Annotated in this window: 14 protein-coding genes; 4 read left to right on the forward strand and 10 right to left on the reverse strand. The window is 69.5% G+C overall.

Features of this window, described 5'->3' with window-relative positions; all coding sequences use genetic code 11:
• Window positions 1–48: 48 nt before the first annotated feature.
• A complete protein-coding gene (locus tag B7W94_RS09140; RefSeq protein WP_085606068.1) occupies window positions 49–519 on the reverse strand; it encodes an RrF2 family transcriptional regulator in 471 nt (156 codons plus the stop codon).
• Window positions 520–563: 44 nt separating this feature from the next.
• Between B7W94_RS09140 and B7W94_RS09145 the strand changes: the two genes are divergently transcribed.
• On the forward strand, window positions 564–1,331 hold the full coding sequence (locus tag B7W94_RS09145) for an SDR family oxidoreductase (RefSeq protein ID WP_253247419.1): 768 nt from the start codon (window positions 564–566) through the stop codon (window positions 1,329–1,331).
• A 218-nt stretch (window positions 1,332–1,549) separates the two neighbouring features.
• Window positions 1,550–2,473, forward strand: a complete 924-nt coding sequence (locus B7W94_RS09150) for a pseudouridine synthase (protein ID WP_085606072.1) — start codon at window positions 1,550–1,552, stop codon at window positions 2,471–2,473.
• 6 nt (window positions 2,474–2,479) lie between these two features.
• Here the strand turns inward: B7W94_RS09150 and B7W94_RS09155 are convergent, their stop codons facing one another.
• From B7W94_RS09155 to B7W94_RS09180, 6 genes are all read right to left on the reverse strand, one after another.
• On the reverse strand, window positions 2,480–3,139 hold the full coding sequence (locus tag B7W94_RS09155; protein WP_025105629.1) for a methionine ABC transporter permease: 660 nt from the start codon (window positions 3,137–3,139) through the stop codon (window positions 2,480–2,482).
• The gene (locus B7W94_RS09160) at window positions 3,139–4,182 is read right to left on the reverse strand and encodes a methionine ABC transporter ATP-binding protein (RefSeq protein ID WP_085606074.1); all 1,044 of its coding nucleotides are present in this window, start codon (window positions 4,180–4,182) and stop codon (window positions 3,139–3,141) included. The genes B7W94_RS09155 and B7W94_RS09160 overlap by 1 nt, the downstream gene beginning before the upstream one ends.
• 106 nt (window positions 4,183–4,288) lie before the next feature.
• Window positions 4,289–5,191, reverse strand: a complete 903-nt coding sequence (locus tag B7W94_RS09165) for a MetQ/NlpA family ABC transporter substrate-binding protein (protein WP_085606076.1) — start codon at window positions 5,189–5,191, stop codon at window positions 4,289–4,291.
• Window positions 5,192–5,292: 101 nt separating this feature from the next.
• Window positions 5,293–7,077 (reverse strand): Na+/H+ antiporter, encoded by a 1,785-nt coding sequence (locus tag B7W94_RS09170; RefSeq protein WP_085606078.1) that lies wholly within the window; start codon window positions 7,075–7,077, stop codon window positions 5,293–5,295.
• Between the two features lie 39 nt (window positions 7,078–7,116).
• Entirely contained in the window at window positions 7,117–8,961 is a 1,845-nt protein-coding gene (locus B7W94_RS09175) for an ABC-F family ATP-binding cassette domain-containing protein (protein WP_085606080.1), read from the reverse strand.
• Between the two features lie 42 nt (window positions 8,962–9,003).
• Window positions 9,004–9,768 carry an alpha/beta fold hydrolase gene (locus tag B7W94_RS09180; RefSeq protein ID WP_025105624.1) on the reverse strand — a complete coding sequence of 255 codons (765 nt, stop codon included), beginning with the start codon at window positions 9,766–9,768 and terminating at the stop codon, window positions 9,004–9,006.
• 102 nt (window positions 9,769–9,870) lie between these two features.
• Between B7W94_RS09180 and B7W94_RS09185 the strand changes: the two genes are divergently transcribed.
• Both B7W94_RS09185 and B7W94_RS09190 read left to right on the forward strand, forming a co-directional pair.
• Entirely contained in the window at window positions 9,871–11,292 is a 1,422-nt protein-coding gene (locus B7W94_RS09185; RefSeq protein WP_085606082.1) for an HNH endonuclease signature motif containing protein, read from the forward strand.
• A gap of 98 nt (window positions 11,293–11,390) precedes the next feature.
• Window positions 11,391–12,572, forward strand: coding sequence for a Cmx/CmrA family chloramphenicol efflux MFS transporter (locus B7W94_RS09190; protein ID WP_085606084.1), 1,182 nt, complete (start codon window positions 11,391–11,393; stop codon window positions 12,570–12,572).
• 108 nt (window positions 12,573–12,680) lie between these two features.
• On the opposite strand, the gene B7W94_RS09195 is transcribed toward B7W94_RS09190, so the two are convergent.
• The 3 genes from B7W94_RS09195 to mmsA are packed head-to-tail and all read right to left on the reverse strand — an operon-like array spanning window position 12,681 to window position 16,839.
• Complete coding sequence (locus B7W94_RS09195) at window positions 12,681–13,799, reverse strand: substrate-binding domain-containing protein (protein ID WP_025105621.1); 1,119 nt, start codon at window positions 13,797–13,799, stop codon at window positions 12,681–12,683.
• Window positions 13,800–13,858: 59 nt separating this feature from the next.
• On the reverse strand, window positions 13,859–15,229 hold the full coding sequence (gene mmsB, locus B7W94_RS09200; RefSeq protein WP_025105620.1) for a multiple monosaccharide ABC transporter permease: 1,371 nt from the start codon (window positions 15,227–15,229) through the stop codon (window positions 13,859–13,861).
• The gene (mmsA, locus tag B7W94_RS09205; protein ID WP_441338628.1) at window positions 15,226–16,839 is read right to left on the reverse strand and encodes a multiple monosaccharide ABC transporter ATP-binding protein; all 1,614 of its coding nucleotides are present in this window, start codon (window positions 16,837–16,839) and stop codon (window positions 15,226–15,228) included. Before mmsA ends, mmsB begins: the two co-directional genes overlap by 4 nt.
• Between the last annotated feature and the right edge of the window lie 31 nt (window positions 16,840–16,870).

Below are 16,870 nucleotides of genomic sequence, written 5' to 3' on the forward strand. Positions count from 1 at the left end.
GCAGGCGTCACAGGACCGACCCGGGCACGGATCGTGCGAACGGGCAGGTCAGGGTCCGAGGAGGAGGCGCCGGTTCTTGGCCGGGACGGTGTCGGGGAGCGTGCCGACGACCTCCGCGATCGACACCGCCTCGAGAGAAGCCCTCCAGGCCTCGTGGGCACGGCGCATGACGACGGCGAGTCCGCACGGCGCGGTGCAGTCCTCCGGACGGGCGGCGCCTCTCCCCTGCTGACGGAGCTCGCGGCAGATGTAGGGGTCGGCGGCGCCGTCCACCGCGGTGACGAGATCGAGGATGGTGATGCTCTCGGGCTCCCTGGCCAGGCGGAAGCCGCCGCGGGGCCCCGTGCTGCCGGTGAGGATGCCGGCGCGGACGAGCTTCGCGAGCTGCTTCGACAGGTACGGCCCCGGCACGCCGAAGTGCTCGGCGAGCTGTGCCCCGGACACCGTCGACCCCGCGGGGAGCTGAGCGATCACCGCGACGGTGTGCAGCACCCACTCGGAGGTCTCCGGGAGTTTCACTTGCCCATCGTATCCGGGCGCCCTATTATGGACACACAATATCCATGATCAAAGGAGTGGGCATGCGCATCGCGGTCGCAGGAGGAACGGGCCGGATCGGGCGCCTAGTCTTCGAGGAGGCCCGGCGTCGGGGGCATGATCCGCTGTCGCTCAGCCGCGGCGAGGGTGTCGACCTGACCGCGGGCGAAGGTCTCGCGACGCTGCTGCGCGGAGTGGACGCGGTCGTCGACGCGACGAATCCTCCGGTATCCGACGTCGCCGAGGCCGAGCAGGTGTTCACCACGCTCAGCCGCACGTTGCTCGCCGCCGAGGACGAAGCCGGGGTCGGCCACCATGTGGCCCTCTCGATCGCGGCGCTCGATCGCGTGCGCGGCAACCCCCACTACGCAGGCAAACGCGCCCAGGAGCGAGAGGTCACTCGTGGTCCCGTTCCGTTCACCATCGTGCGGGCGACGCAGTTCCACGACTTCCCCGCGATGATCACCGAGTGGAGCATCGAGGACGGCGAGGGCGTCGTGCCCCCGCTGCTCCTGCAGCCCATCGCGCCCGCGGACGTGGCCGTCGCCCTCGTCGACGCGGCGGAGTCGCCGGCGCTCGGCGGCTCGTTCGACATCGCCGGACCCCGCACGGAGGACGCCGTCGACATGGCGCGCCGCACTCTCGCGGCGTGGGGTCGCGACCTTCCGCTGCGCGCCGCGTGGAAGGGTGCCGCGCTCGGCGTCGAGTTCGCGGGTGAGGTGCTGCTCCCCGGCGACGACGCGCGCACGGCGGCGACGACCTTCGACGACTGGCTCGCCGCCGAAACCCGCTGACACCCCGACCGGTTCCGGGCCTCCCGTCCGGTCCCCTCGTTCCGGATGCACGACCAGGGTTCGGACGTGGGACGAGAACCCCGGAACGGTCGTGCAGGCGCAACGGGATCGTGCAACCGAGGCAGGAGTGGCAGCGGCCCTCGGACCCTGCCCGAGCGATCGCCTAGGCTGGGAGCACCCGGTCGCAGCCCCGCGACCCCTGCTCCGAAGGCCGAGACATGGGCATGCCCTCCCCGCTTCCCGTGCGCGACGGGGTCGGCGCGACCCGGCTGCACGTGCCGCTGACGGGTGCGTGGCCGACCATCGCCGCCTACATGGTCGAGCGGTTCTTCCACCTCGATCCGGAGCGGCTGCTCGTGCGCTTCGACCGCGGGGAGATCGTCGCGCGCGACGGCCGGCCGCTCTCCCGGGACACGCCTCTCGGCGCCGAGGAGTTCGTCTGGTACTACCGGGAGCCTCCGGTCGAGAAGGAGATCCCGTTCACCGAGGAGATCCTGCACCAGGACGAGCATCTGGTGGTGGTGGACAAGCCGCACTTCCTCCCCACCACGCCGGGCGGCAAGTACCTGCAGAACTCCGCCCTCGTCCGGCTGCGCAATCGCCTCGGCAACCCGGATCTCACGCCCATCCACCGCCTCGACCGGGCCACGGCGGGGCTGCTCATGTTCTCCGCCCGTCCGGCCACCCGCGGCGCCTACCAGCTGCTGTTCGAGGACCGTCGTGTGGAGAAGGTGTACGAGGCGGTCTCCGCGCGCCCGGCGGACTGGGATCCGTCGCGGTTCCCCCTCGTCTACCGCAACCGGATCGAGAAGCTCCGCGGTCAGGTGTGCGTGCAGGTGGATGAGGACGGCGAGCCGAACTCCGAGACGCTCATCGAGGTCATCGCCGCCGACGATCGCGTCGTGCACACGCTTCTCCGTCCGCACAGCGGGAAGATGCACCAGCTCCGCGTGCACCTCGCCGCGCTCGGCCTCGGCATCCTCCACGACGGCTTCTACCCCGTGCTGCAGCCGGAGCGTCCGGACGACTTCACCCGCCCGCTCCAGCTCCTCGCACGCGAGCTCCGGTTCACCGATCCGCTGACCGGGCAGGAGTGCACGTTCACCACGCGCCGGAGCCTGCAGGAGGCCCCGGCACGCTGATCGGCCTCAGCGGCGCATGACCTTCCGCGCGAGCCGGGTGCCGAGAAGCTGCACGAGGTGGACGAACACCACGATGAGGATGATCGCCGCCCACATCACGAGCGGCTCGAACTGCCGGAAACCGTAGATCTGCGCGAAGGCCCCGAGCCCGCCGCCGCCGATGAGCCCGGCCATCGCGGTCATGTCGATGAGCGCGACGACGATGAAGGTGTAACCGAGGATGAGGGGGCCGAGCGACTCGGGGATCGCGACGGTGAAGAGGATCCGCCACGGCCCGGCGCCCATCGCCCGCGCTGCCTCGATCACGCCCGGCGACACGGAGACGAGATGCTGCTCGACGATGCGGCCGATCGCGAACGCCGCCGCGAGACCGATGATGAAGGCTCCGGCGGTGGTGCCGATGCCGCTGCCGACGACCAGGCGCGCGAACGGCTGCGCCACCGCCATGAAGATGACGAACGGGATCGGTCGGAAGAAGTTCACCACGAAGTTGATGAGCCCGGAGACGACGCGGTTCGGCATCAGTCCGCCGGGGCGCGTCACGTACAGCAGGACGCCCACCGCCAGCCCGAGGATCCCCCCGAGCACGAGCGCGAACGACGTCATGTACAGGGTCTCGAGCGCGGCCTGCCAGAACTCCGGCCACAGTTCGTTCAGACGATCCATCAGCGACCCTCCTCTCCGGCGATGACGGTGACTTCGACACGCTCCGCGATACGCGCCAGGGCCCTGTCGATCGCCGCGCGGTCACCCCGGATGGCGAGCGTGAGGTGGCCGAACGCACGACCCCGGATGTCGTTGATCCCGCCGTAGACGAGCTCGAAGTCGAGACCCGCCGAGGCGAGGTCGAGGAACACCTGGGCCTGCGACGAGTCGCCGTCGCGGAACGACAGGGTCACCAGGCGTCCGGTATGCCGGTCCCGCAGCACCGCGAGTTCCGACGGCGAGGGCACCCCCTTCACCACCGTGCCGACGAACCGCTGAGACGCCGGATTCCGCGGGGCGGAGAAGACATCGAAGACGTCGCCCTGCTCGATGACCCGCCCGTTCTCCATGACGGCGACGCGGGTGGCGATGGTCTGGATCACATCCATCTCGTGAGTGATGACGACGATCGTGACGCCCTGCTCCTCGTTGACGCGCTTGAGCAGGTCGAGGACCTCGTGCGTGGTCTGCGGATCGAGCGCGCTCGTCGCTTCATCCGCGAGGAGGATGGCGGGCTTGGTGGCGAGCGCGCGGGCGATCCCGACGCGCTGCTTCTGTCCACCGGAGAGCTGCTCCGGGTATGCCTTCGCCTTGTCGGCGAGCCCCACGAACGACAGCAGCTCGGCGACGCGCGCCTCGATGTCCGGCTTCGACCAGCCGGCGAGCTTGAGCGGGTACGCGATGTTGGCCTTGACGCTGCGCGAGGAGAACAGGTTGAACTGCTGGAAGATCATCCCGATGCCGCCGCGCACGGCGCGCAGCTCGCTCTCCTTGAGCGCCGTGATGTCGACTCCGTCCACCGTGATGGTGCCGCGGGTGGCCGGCTCGAGCGCGTTGATGAGACGCACGAGCGTCGACTTCCCCGCACCGGAGTATCCGATGATGCCGAAGACGTCGCCCTTGTCGATGGAGAGGGTGACGTCGTCGACGGCGATGATCTCGCGATCGCCCTGGCTGCGGGAGGGGTAGGTCTTGGAGACGTTCGTCAGGGTGACGATCGGCATGTGGTGCTCCGGTCTGGTTCTCGGGAAACGGAGAATCGGGCGGCGCACGAAGCGCCACCCGATTCTCCCTCATCGAACAGGGGGCGGATCACACCCCGGCGTCCGGTTACTTGTCTTCGGCGTCCTTCTGGACCTTCTCCAGCGAGGCCACGAGGTCCTCGACCGGGGTACGCAGCGCCACCGCGGTGTCGCCGGAGGACTCGAGCAGCCCCGCCTGCACATCCTCGTTCGTCTGGAAGATCTCGACGAGCTTCTGGTACGTCTCGTTGTCCGCGTCCTCCGCGCGCGCGGCGAAGATGTTGACGTACGGGAGGGCGTTCGGGTCCTCCGGGTCGTCCTGCGCGATCGCGTCGTCGAACGTCAGTCCGGCGTCCTCGACGAAGTCGTTGTTGATGATCGCGGCCGCGACGTCCGGGAGCGAGGTCGGGATGAGCGCACCTTCGAGGGCCATCACCTTCACCTTCGACTTGTCGGCATCGATGTCGGCGAGGTCGGAGTACGGCGTGCCGCCGCTCTTGAGCTCGAGCAGGCCCGCCTGCTGCAGCACGTTGAGCGCGCGTGCCTGGTTCGAGGCGTCGTCGGGAACCGCGACCGTGTCGCCCTTCTTGATGTCGTCGACGTCGTCGTACTTCGTCGAGTACAGGCCGAGCGGGTAGATGGCGGTCGAGCCGATGGGCGTGAGGTCGGAACCCGAGGCGTTGTTGTACTCCGCGAGGTACACGATGTGCTGGAACTGGTTGAGGTCGATCTCGCCCTCGGTCAGCGCCGGGTTCGGCTGCTCGTAGGACCCGAAGTCGACGAGCTCGACCGTGATGCCCTCGTCGGCGGCGGCCTCGACGAAGGGCGCCCACTGCGCGTCGCCCTTCCCGACGACACCGATCTTGACGGTCTCGTTCCCGGAGCCGCCGTCGCCGGAACCCGCGTCGGACGAGGTGGCGCACCCGGCGAGGGCGACGAACAGCGGGACCACGGCGAGCGCGGCGAGGGCGGAGGTGGTGCGGCGGGACATGATGAGGGTTCCTTCCTGGCGGGACTCGACAACGTTAGGCAGGAGGGCGCGCTGTCGCGGAATCGGGATGTCACACGGCGTCACAGCCGTGCGGGATCGGATCAGTCGAACTCTTCGATGCCCTGCAGACGCACCTGCTCCAGGTCGAGACGGGCGGAGATCCGGCGGACCACCATGTCGTCCACGGTGCCGGCGCCGCGGAGCCCGAGCAGCACCTCGCGCTTGCGGTCGAGCAGCGCGAGCTTGAGCCGGGTGTGCTCCTCGTGCCGCACGAGCGGCGAGCGCTGGGCGAGGTCCACGTCGGCGGAGGTCGCGATCATCTGCAGCGTCGTGCCGTCCGTCGCCTCGGGGTCGGGGGCGGTCCCTGCCGACACCGCCACGTTACCCGCGTCCTCGTCATCGTCCTCGCGGCTGCGCGCCTCTCCCCCGGTGCCGTAGGGATCGGGGGCGCCGAGCATCTCGTCCAGGGCGTCGGCCTCGGCGTCGATGAGCGCCTGCTCCCGCGCGAGCGTCCGGGCGTTCGCGAACTCCAGCGCCTGGTACCCCTCGGCGCGCACCCGATCGCGCACCTCCTGGCCGATGCCGTGCTCCGCGGCGAGGTCGTCGAGCGCGGCCAGGGCCGCACCCGAGATCGCCCGCTCGGCGAGCTCGTACTCCTCGTCCTCGGCATGGTCGACCGGGAATCGCGCCCAGCGCACGAGCGCCGGAAGGAGAGGCGCCTGCACGAGGAGGCTGAGCAGGATCACCCCGGCGGTCACGAAGACGATCTCGTCACGCCCGCCCACCATGCTCCCTGCGGAGACACCGGTCGGCACCGACAGCGCGATCGCCAGCGACACCGCGCCGCGCATGCCGGCGACCGTGGACACGAGTCGGGCGCGGGAGCGGGCGCCGCGCGGCGGGCGTTCGGCCGGGCGGCGCTGGAACAGCACGTTGAGGAGCTGGAACACGTACCGCACGGCGAAGAGCGTCGCCCACACGGCGAGCGTCACGAGCACCAGGCGGCCGATGGCGGCGGCGGAGATCTCGTGGGCGACGAACTGCACCTCGAGGCCGATGAGCACGAACAGCGCCCCGTTCAACAGGAAGACGCCGAACGGCCAGGCCGCGTCGGCCTGTCGGCGCGAGGCCGCCGTCGTCACGCGCGGCGACACCCAGGCGACGATGAGTCCGGCCACGACCACGGCGAGCACCCCGGACGCGTGGACGAGTTCGGCGAGCAGGAACGCGGAGAACGGCACGAGCAGCAGCGTGACGTTGATGACGATGGTGGAGGAGATGCGGCGCAGCAGCAGCGTGGCCAGGGCCGCGACGACGATCCCCGCGGCGATCCCGCCCACGTACGACACCAGCACGTCCCAGGTGACCGAGAGCGGCGTGACCTGGCCGCCCAGCGCGAGGGACACCGCGATGGCGTAGAGCACGAGCGCGGTGCCGTCGTTGGTCAGGCTCTCGGCCTTGAGCTTCATGAACATCCGACGAGGCAGCAGCCGGCCGAGGGCGGCGACGGCCGTGGCGTCGGGCGGCGCGACCGCGGCCCCGAGGATGAGGGCGATCTCCCAGGGCATGCCGAACAGCACGCCGATGCCGGCCACCGCGAACGCGGAGGCGACGACGAGGAGCGTGCTCATCGGCACGATGTAGCGGAAGTCGCGGCGGATAGACCGCAGCGATGTCGTGAGGCTCTCCCAGAACAGCATCACCGGCAGGAACAGCAGCAGGACGGTCTCCGGCGGCAGCTGGACCTCGCGCAGCGGCGGGATGAATCCCAGCAACAGTCCGAGGATGACGAGGACGAGGGGCAGCGCGAGACGCACGCGCGGGGCGATCAGGGTTCCGACGAGGATCGTGAGTCCGAGCAGGACGGTTACTTCGAGGCCTTCCATCGCTACTCCCAACAGTCGTGGGAGAAGGATATTCCTCCGTCAGCCGATCTGCTCCGTGAGTTCGAACCAGCGCAGCTCCAGCTCCTCGATCTCGGCCTCCTGCGCCGTGATCGCCTTCATCCGCTCGCCGAGGCCCGCATAGTCGGACTGGTCGTGGTCGGCGAGGGCGTGCTTGGCCGCGTCGACCTGCTGCGTGAGCTTCTGGATGCGACGCTCGAGGGCGGCGGCTTCCTTCTGCGCCGCCCGGAGAGCCGCGCCGTCGAGACCGCTCGCTGCGGGGGCCGATGCCGCCGTCGAGGTCGTCGAGGCGCTCTCGACGCGCTGCCGCAGACGAAGGTACTCGTCGACGCCGCCCGGGAGATGGCGCAGGCGCCCCGCGCCGTCCGGACCGGGAAGGATCGCGTACTGCTGATCCGTCACCCGCTCCAGGAAGTACCGGTCGTGGCTCACGACGAGGAGGGTGCCCGACCAGGAGTCGAGGAGGTCCTCGATCGCGGCGAGCATGTCGGTGTCCATGTCGTTCGTGGGCTCGTCGAGGATGAGCACGTTCGGCTGGTCGAGCAGCACGAGCAGCAGCTGCAACCGGCGCTGCTGACCGCCGGAGAGATCCTTCACCGGCGTCGAGAGCTGAGCCGAGGAGAACCCGAGCCGCTCCAGGAGCTGTCCTGGTGTGAGGTCCTGCGCCTTCGACCCGGCGCCGAGCGTGTACGACGTGCGCAGACCCGAGATGACCACGCGCACGGGGTCGTTCCAGTGCGGGAGGAGTTCGTCGAGGCGCTGCGTGAGCGTGCGCACCTGCACGGTCTTCCCCCGCTTGATCCGCCCCTCGGTGGGCTCGACCGTGCCGGAGATGAGCCCCAGGAGTGTGGACTTCCCGGCGCCGTTCACCCCGAGGATGCCCGTGCGCTCGCCCGGCGCGATCCGCCACTCCACGTCCTTCAGCACGGTCTTCCCGCCGGTTCCGGATCCCGCCTGGGTCCCTGAGCCTGTCGAAGGGTAAGTCACCCCCACATCGAGCAGGTCGACGACGTCCTTGCCCAGCCGCGAGACGGCGAGCGACTGCAGCGAGACCTTGTCGCGGATCTCGGGCACGTCGGCGATGAGCTCGTTGGCCGCATCGATGCGGAACTTGGGCTTGCTGGTGCGGGCCGGGGCACCGCGGCGCAGCCAGGCGAGCTCCTTGCGGGCGAGGTTCTGCCGCTTCGCCTCGGTCGCCGCCGCCATGCGGTCGCGCTCGACCCGCTGCAGGATGTACGCCGCATAGCCGCCCTCGAAGGGCTCCACGATGCGGTCGTGCACCTCCCACGTCTCGGTGCAGATCTCGTCGAGGAACCACCGGTCGTGGGTCACGACGAGGAGGGCTCCGGCGTTCGCGGGCCAGCGCTTCTTGAGGTGTCCGGCGAGCCAGGTGATCGCCTCGACGTCGAGGTGGTTCGTCGGCTCGTCGAGAGCGATGACGTCCCAGTCCCCGGTGAGCAGATTCGCGAGCGACACGCGGCGGCGCTGACCGCCGGAGAGGGAGCCGACCTGCGCGTCCCAGGGAAGATCGGTCAGCAGCCCCTCGATCACGTCGCGGACGCGGGCGTCACCGGCCCATTCGTGCTCGGCCATGTCGCCGACCACGGCGGCGCCGATCGTGATGTCGTCGGGGAGGGTGTCGGCCTGGTCCAGCACGCCGATGCGGGTGCCGCCGCGGACGGTCACCCGACCGGAGTCCGGCTGCTTCGTGCCGGCGAGCATGCCGAGAAGGCTCGACTTGCCGTCGCCGTTCCGGCCGACGATGCCGATGCGGTCGCCCTCCTCGATGCCGAGGGTCACGGCGTCGAAGACGACGCGGGTCGGGTATTCGAGGTGCAGGGCTTCGGCCCCGAGAAGATGTGCCATGTCCTCTCCAGGGTAGTCGCGCCGCGTCGGACGGTCTCCCGGTCAGACCAGCGACGGGGCGAAGAGCTCCGGCAGCGCGGCGGTGAAGACCTCGAAGTGGCTGTACCAGACGGTGTGAGCGGCCCCGGGGATGCTGCGCACCGTGACCCCGCCATGCTCGAACCGCCGCGCGTCCTCGTCGGTGACCCAGGCACTGGGTTCCGCGCGGACGACGATGGAGCCGGGGGCGGCGGTCCAATGACCGTCCTCCCCGCAGGAGACGGAGGCCGCGGTCGGCGGATCGAAGCGCTCGGCCGCCCGCGCCTCGACCGTGGCATCGTCGACGGAGTAGAAGGGCCGGAGCCGGCGGAGCTCGGCGGGCGACATGCGCGCGCGGCGGTCGTGCTCGTACTGCGAGATGAGAGAGGCGCGGTCCTGGCCGCCCTGGAGGGCGAGCGGCGCGTCGACGTAGACCGCGAGACTCGGATCGAGGCGGGGCGCGGCGGCGGCGAGCACGGTGGCGCCGAAGGAGTGCCCGACGGCGACGGCGAGCGGCGAGGCCGCCCCGTCCCCCGCTGCGGAACCTGCCCCCGGAGGGAGCGCCGTCTGCGCGAGCGTGGCGACGACGGCATCGGCCGCCGTCTCGATCGTGAGCTCCGGGTCACGCGGAGAGAGGCCGTGGCCGGGCAGATCGAGCGCGAGCACGCGGAAGCCGCGTTCCACGAGCAGCGGGACCACGCGGTGCCAGCTCTCGGCGGACCCCATCATGCCGTGCAGCAGCACGGCGACGCGGTCGCCCTCCCCGGCTTCGATGACGTTCAGGAGCACGGAGCCAGTCAACCACGGTCGTTATCCTTCCGTGATACGACTTTCGGCCAGAATCCTTCGAATCTTCGTTCGAATGTCGGTGGTCGGTGATGGACTGCCGTCATGCCCGCACTGCTCGACGCGACCGACTCCCAGATGGCGATGCTCGCCGATCTGGTGGAGGGGCTGGAAGCGGCGGAGAAGACGCTGAGCAGCATGCAGGCGGCCCGCGACGGACTGCTCGCGATGGCGGGGCGACTGGCGGTCGACATCGCCCGGCAGGCTCGGCATCCGGACGGCGGCGACATGGCGATCCGCACGGTCGCCGCGGAGATCGGGGCCGCACAGCGCGTCAGCGACCGCACGATCGAGCGGCGGATGTCCGATGCGTCCTGGTTGGTCGAACGGTTCCCCGCCGTCTGGGAGGCTCAGGGCGCCGGGCGGATCAGCGCCGCGCATGCACGCGTGATCGTGGAGGCGGGGGCTCACCTCCATGACCCGGACGACCGTTCGCGTTTCGCGGCGGAGGCGATCGAGGTGGCCGCTGCGGAATCTCCGAACCGGATACGCCGACTCGTGCGCCGACTGGCCGACCGGTTCCGGGAGCGGACCCTCGTCGAGCGACATCGTGACGCCAGGGAGCTGCGCCGCGTCTGGGTGACCGATCTCGAGGACGGCATGGCCGAGCTCGGCGCGCGTGGCCCCGCGGCGCTCGTGCACGGGATGTACGACCGGCTCTCCCAGATGGCGCATGCCGTGCTGGAGGAGAACGCGCAGGCACGGCGTCGGGAGGCGGAGGAGAGCATCCTCGACGACAGGACCGTGGATCAGCTGCGCGCGGATCTGCTCGCCGACCTCGTCCTGACCGGCGCTCCGGCGGGCCATGACTCGGAAGAGGGGCTGCTCTCGGAGCTTCGGGCGCGCGTCGAGGTCACCGTGCCGGTGCTGACGCTGATGCACGGCGAGCTGATGCACGGGGAGCAGGAACGGACGACAGAGGGCACTCGGATCCTCGCCGCCGAGCTGGACGGGATCATCCCGATCGATCCGGCCACGGCCCGCCGTCTGGCCGGCGCGGCGAGCGGCTGGGACCGGGTGCTCACCCACCCGATCAGCGGGGCGCTGCTGGCCGTCGACCGATATCGCCCGAGCGAAAACCTCCGCCGGCACCTGCGGGCCCGCGATCAACGCTGCCGCTTCCCGGGCTGCGGCCTCGCACCGCGGAAGTGCGACCTCGATCACAATCACGATGCGGCGCTCGGCGGAGAGACCGCGCACGACAACCTGGCGACATTCTGCCGACGACATCACATGCTCAAACACCACTCCCCGTGGCACGTCGAGCAGGGGCCGGGCGGCGTTCTGGAGTGGACGAGCCCCACCGGCCGGACCTACATCGACCGACCGCCGCCTCCGCACACCGTCACCTTCGCCGAGGAACCTCCGTGGTCTCCCGCCGTCAGCCCTAGAGTGGAGGGCATGTCGAGCCCCGAATCAGACAGGTCGGGGGCTGCCGGTCACACCGTCAGCCCCGCGAACCGCTGATCCCTTCGTCCGCCCTGCCGGCGGGCGCGCGCCGGTGACCCGGGCGCTGACCGTGGTGACGAGAAGCATTCCTCTTCCCTCTCACCTCGGAGCACTCGATGCCTTTCCCCCTCTATGCCCTTGCCCTGGCGGTCTTCGTCATGGGCACCTCCGAATTCATGCTCGCGGGACTCCTCCCCGCGATCGCGCACGAGCTCGACGTCCCGGTCGGCACGGCGGGCCTCCTCACCTCCGCCTTCGCGGTCGGCATGGTCATCGGCGCACCCGCCATGGCCGCGTTCGCGCGCAGCTGGCCCCCACGCCGCACACTCGTCGCCTGCCTCGTGCTCTTCGCCGCCTGCCATGCCGTCGGCGCGGTGACGTCCCTGTTCGAGCTTCTGCTCGTCACGCGCGTACTCAGCGCCCTCGCGAACGCCGGCTTCCTCGCCGTCGCCCTGCGCACGGCGACCCTCCTCGTCCCCCGCGAGCGCACCGGACGAGCGCTCGCGGTGCTGCTCTCCGGGACGACCGTCGCCACCATCGTCGGCGTCCCTGTGGGCGCCATCCTCGGCACCGCGCTGAGCTGGCGGGCGACCTTCGCCGCTGTCGCGCTCCTCTGCCTCCCTGCGCTGCTCGGAATCCTCCGCGGCGTGCCGACGACGATCCCGGGCACGGAGCCCGACCCCGCCCCGGCACCACTCCCCCGGAAGGAACCGGCCCTCCGCACGGAGCTCGCGCTCCTGGGGACACCGCGCCTGGCCCTCGCGATGACCCTGGCGGCCCTGGTGAACGCGGGGACCTTCGCGGTCTTCACGTTCCTCGCGCCGATCGTCACCGAGGTCGCGGGCCTGCCCGACGCTGCGGTCCCGCTCGCGCTGGTCCTGTTCGGCATCGGCTCGTTCCTCGGCGTGACCATCGCGGGTCGGTTCGCCGATCGACATGCCGGTGTCCTCCTCGCGGTCGGCGGCCCGCTGCTCCTCGGCGGCTGGATCGTCCTGGCGGCGGTCGCGACGCAGCCGATACCCCTGCTGTTCCTCGTCTTCGCGCAGGGCATGGCCTCGTTCGGCGTCGGAAGCACACTGATCACCCGGGTGCTGTATGCCGCCTCCGGCGCCCCGACCATGGGAGGGTCCTACGCCACCGCGGCCTTGAACATCGGCGCTGTGATCGGACCGGCGTCGGGAGCGTGGACCCTCGCGAGCGGGGCGGGCGCGCTCTCCCCCGTCGCTCTCGCGGCCACGCTGACGATGGCCGCGCTCCTCCTCGCCCTGGCGACGCGGCGATGGCAGCCCGTCGACTGAAGGCAGGACGGTGACGCGCCGCAACGGCGACGAGCCGCCCGGACCCGAGGGTCCGGACGGCTCGTCGTGTCCGATGTTCTCTGGGAACCCGGATGTTCGCGCTACGGCTTACTCGTACGACTTCACGATCTCGAGGAGGCTCGGGACGTTGGCGTAGGCCTCGGCCGCGTTCTCCTTGGTCACGATGACCGGCGGGAGCAGGTAGGCCGGGACGACCTTCTTGCCGTTGTCGTACTGGTCGGTGTCGTTGACGTCGACCTCGTCACCCTTCTGGAGCTGACCGACCATCTTGATGGCCTGCTCCACGAGCAGCGTGGTGTCCTTGTTGATCGTGGAGTACTGCACGCCCTCCATGATCGACTTCACCGACTCGACCTCGGAGTCCTGACCGGTGACCACCGGGACGGGCTTGCCGGCCTGCTGCGCCGAGGTGATGATGGCGCGGGCGAGGGTGTCGTTCGGGGACAGGACGCCGTCGAGGGTCTCCGAGCCGTAGCTCGACGTGAGGATCGAGTCCATCCGGCGCTGGGCGTTCTCCGGCTTCCAGCCCTCGGTCGCCGTCTGGGAGATCTCGGTCTGCCCGGAGACGACGTTCAGCGTGCCGTCGTCGATCTTCGGCTGCAGCACCTCCATCGCCCCGTTGAAGAACACCGCCGAGTTGGCGTCGTCCGGCGAGCCCGAGAACAGCTCGATGTTGTACGGCGCCTCGTGATCCGCGCGCTCGGCGAGCCCGTCGAGCAGCGCCTGGCCCTGGAGCTTGCCGACCTCGAAGTTGTCGAAGGCGACGTAGTAGTCCACCGCGTCGGTGTTCTCGATGAGACGGTCGTAGGCGATGACCGCGACACCGGCGTCGCGCGCGGCCTCCACCTGCGTGGTGAGCTGCTTGCCGTCCTTGGCGCCGATGATGATGACCTTGGCGCCACCGGTGACCATCGCCTGGATCTGGTTCTGCTGCTCGGCGACCGTGTTGCTGGCGGGCGCGTACTGCACGTCCGCCTTGAAGCCGGCCTTCTCGAGGCCGTCGGTGAACAGCTGACCGGCCAGGACCCAGTTCTCCGAGGTCTTGTCGGGCAGAGCGACACCGATCGTGGAGCCGGCGTCGAAGCCCGAGGAGGCCTCCTCGCCCGACCCCGAACCCGAGTCACCGCCGCGCTCCGAGGAGCAGCCGGTGAGGGCGAATGCGCCCGCGACGACAAGCGCTGTCGCCGACAGAAGGATCTTCTTCATGTGATCTCTTTCTCTGGTGTGTGCAGGTCCCGTCGCGCCTGCGTTGCGCGACGCGGCCCTTACTTTCCGCGCGTCTCCTCGACGGCGGGGGCTTCGTACTTCTGACTGGTGGGGTAGTTCGTCTTCGTGGGATCGAACGTGTCGGTGGCCGGATCCTGCTTGCGGCCGAGACGGCGCGTGAGGAACCCGATGATCGACGGACGGCCCTGCTGCTTGTTCCACACGTCGACGCCGACGGCGAAGAGGAGCACGAGGCCCTTGATCATCGAGACGACGTCGGCACCGGCGCCGAGCAGCGCGAGGCCGTTGTTCAGGAACGCCATCACGAGACCACCGATGATCGAGCCGATCACCGTGCCGATGCCGCCGGAGACGGCCGCGCCGCCGATGAAGACGGAGGCGATCGCGTCGAGCTCCCACCCGTTGCCGTCCTGCGGGCCGGACGCGGTCGCCCTGGCGACGTAGATCATGCCGGCGAGCGAGGCGAGGACCGACATGTTCATCATCACGAAGAAGTCGACCCAGCGGTCCTTCACGCCCGAGAGGCGCGCCGCCTGGCGGTTGCCGCCGACCGCGTAGATGTGACGGCCGAAGACGGTGTTGTTCGTGATGAACGAGTAGAGGATGACGAGAGCGAGGAGGATGACGCCCGAGATCGGGAAGCTCGTGCCCTCCCGTCCGGTGGCGAACAGCCAGCCGGCGACGAGGATGACGGCCGAGATGAGGACGACCTTCGTCACGCTCACCCACAGCGGCGCCATGTCGGAGCCCATCTTGCGCTGGATGCGCCGGGTGCGGATCTCCCAGAAGACGATCCATGCGACGCCGGCGAGCGCCAGCAGCATGGTCGGGATGTTGAACGGAAGCGGCAGGGCGATCTCAGGCAGGTAGCCGGCGCCGATGATCTTGAAGCCCTCCGGCACGGGCACCGACTGCGAGTCGCCCACCGCCTGGTTCGCACCGCGGAAGAACAGCATGCCGGCCAGCGTCACGATGAACGCCGGCACCCCGACGTAGGCGACCCAGAATCCCTGCCAGGCGCCGACGAGCACGCCGACACCGAGACCGAGGAGGATGCCCAGCGGCCAGGGGAGGTTCCAGTCCTGCATGGCCTTCGCCACGACGATACCCGTGAACGCGGCGACGGATCCGACCGAGAGGTCGATGTGCCCCATGATGATGACCATCACCATGCCGATCGCCAGGATCAGGATGTACGAGTACTGGTTGACGACGTTGATGAGGTTGCCGGAGGACAGCGTGAGGCCGGTGCCCTTGAAGATCCACGTCAGCACCTGGAAGACGACGAGGATGACGACGAGGCTGCCGAGGATGCCGAACTGACGGAGGGTCGACTGCCCTCCCCCGAACATCTTCGTGATGTCCTTGAAGTGGAAGCCGCGCTTCGCGGTGGTCGAGTCGGTGGTCATGCGGATGCTTTCTGGGTCGCGGAGGTCATGCTGCGCATGAGGTCTTCGGGGGTCGCCTGGTCGGCCGGGATGCAGTCGGTGACCCGGCCTTCGAACACGGTGTAGATGCGGTCGGAGATGCCGAGCAGCTCGGGCAGCTCGCTGGAGATCACGATCACGCCCTTGCCCTGGGCGGCGAGCTCGTTGATGATCGCGTAGATCTCGTACTTGGCGCCGACGTCGATGCCGCGGGTGGGCTCGTCGAGGATCAGCAGGTCGGGGTCGGTGAACATCCACTTCGCCAGGACGACCTTCTGCTGGTTGCCTCCGGAGAGCTTGCCGACGCCCTCCTCCACCGACGGGGTCTTGATGCGCAGGGTCTTGCGGTAGCGCTCCGCCACCGAGAACTCCTCGCGGGAGTCGACGACGCCGTTGTGCGCGATCTTGGAGAGCTTCGCCGCGACGATGGACCGCTTGATGGTGTCGAGCAGGTTGAGCCCGAGCACCTTGCGGTCCTCGCTCACGTACGCGAGGCCGTGCTTGATCGCGGCGGCGACGTCGGGGAGCTCGATCTCCTGGCCGTCCTTGACGAGCGTGCCGGAGAGGAACGTGCCGTAGGAGCGGCCGAAGATGCTCATCGCCAGCTCGGTGCGGCCGGCGCCCATGAGGCCGGCGATGCCCACGACCTCGCCGCGGCGGACGTTGATGCTCGACCCCTTCACGACCATGCGCTCCGGGACGGTCGGGTGCTGCACCCACCAGTCCTTGACCTCGAAGAACACCTCGCCGATCTCCGGCGTGCGGTCCGGGTAGCGGCTCTCCAGCGACCGGCCGACCATGCCGCGGATGATGCGGTCCTCGTTGATCTCGCCGCGGGAGATGTCCAGCGTCTCCACCGTGCGGCCGTCGCGGATGATCGTGATCTCGTCGGCGATCTGCTCGATCTCGTTGAGCTTGTGGCTGATCATGATCGACGCGATGCCCTTGGCCTTGAGCCCGAGGATCAGGTCGAGGAGGTGCTGCGAGTCGTTCTCGTTGAGCGCGGCGGTGGGCTCGTCGAGGATGAGCAGCTTGACGTCCTTGTTCAGCGCCTTGGCGATCTCGATGAGCTGCTGCTTGCCGACGCCGAGGGTCTTGATCGGCACGTCCGGGTCCTCGTCCAGGCCGACGCGGGCGAGGAGCTCGATGGTGCGCTCCTTCTGCGCCTGCCAGTCGATGCGGCCGAAGCGACGGATCTCGTTGCCGAGGAAGATGTTCTCGGTGACCGAGAGCTCCGGGATGAGCGCGAGCTCCTGGTGGATGATGACGATGCCGGCCTGCTCGCTGGCCGCGATGTCCTTGAAGCGCTGCTCCTGGCCGTACAGGAGGATCTCGCCGTCGTACGTGCCGTACGGGTACACCCCCGAGAGGACCTTCATCAGCGTCGACTTCCCGGCGCCGTTCTCGCCGCAGATCGCGTGGATCTCGCCGGCGCGGACGGTGATCGAGACGTCGGCGAGCGCCTTGACTCCCGGGAACTCCTTGGTGATGCGGCGCATCTCCAGGATCGGGCCTGACACGGTCGGCAACGTTGCTGTGGTGCTCACGGATCTTCCTCGCGACGTGCGGTCACCTTCGATGTGACCGTTCACATCGGTATATCGTCGTCTTCCGCGGGAGCGG

The organism is Microbacterium sp. LEMMJ01 (assembly GCF_002114135.1).
In the GTDB taxonomy this organism is placed as follows: Bacteria; Actinomycetota; Actinomycetes; order Actinomycetales; family Microbacteriaceae; genus Microbacterium.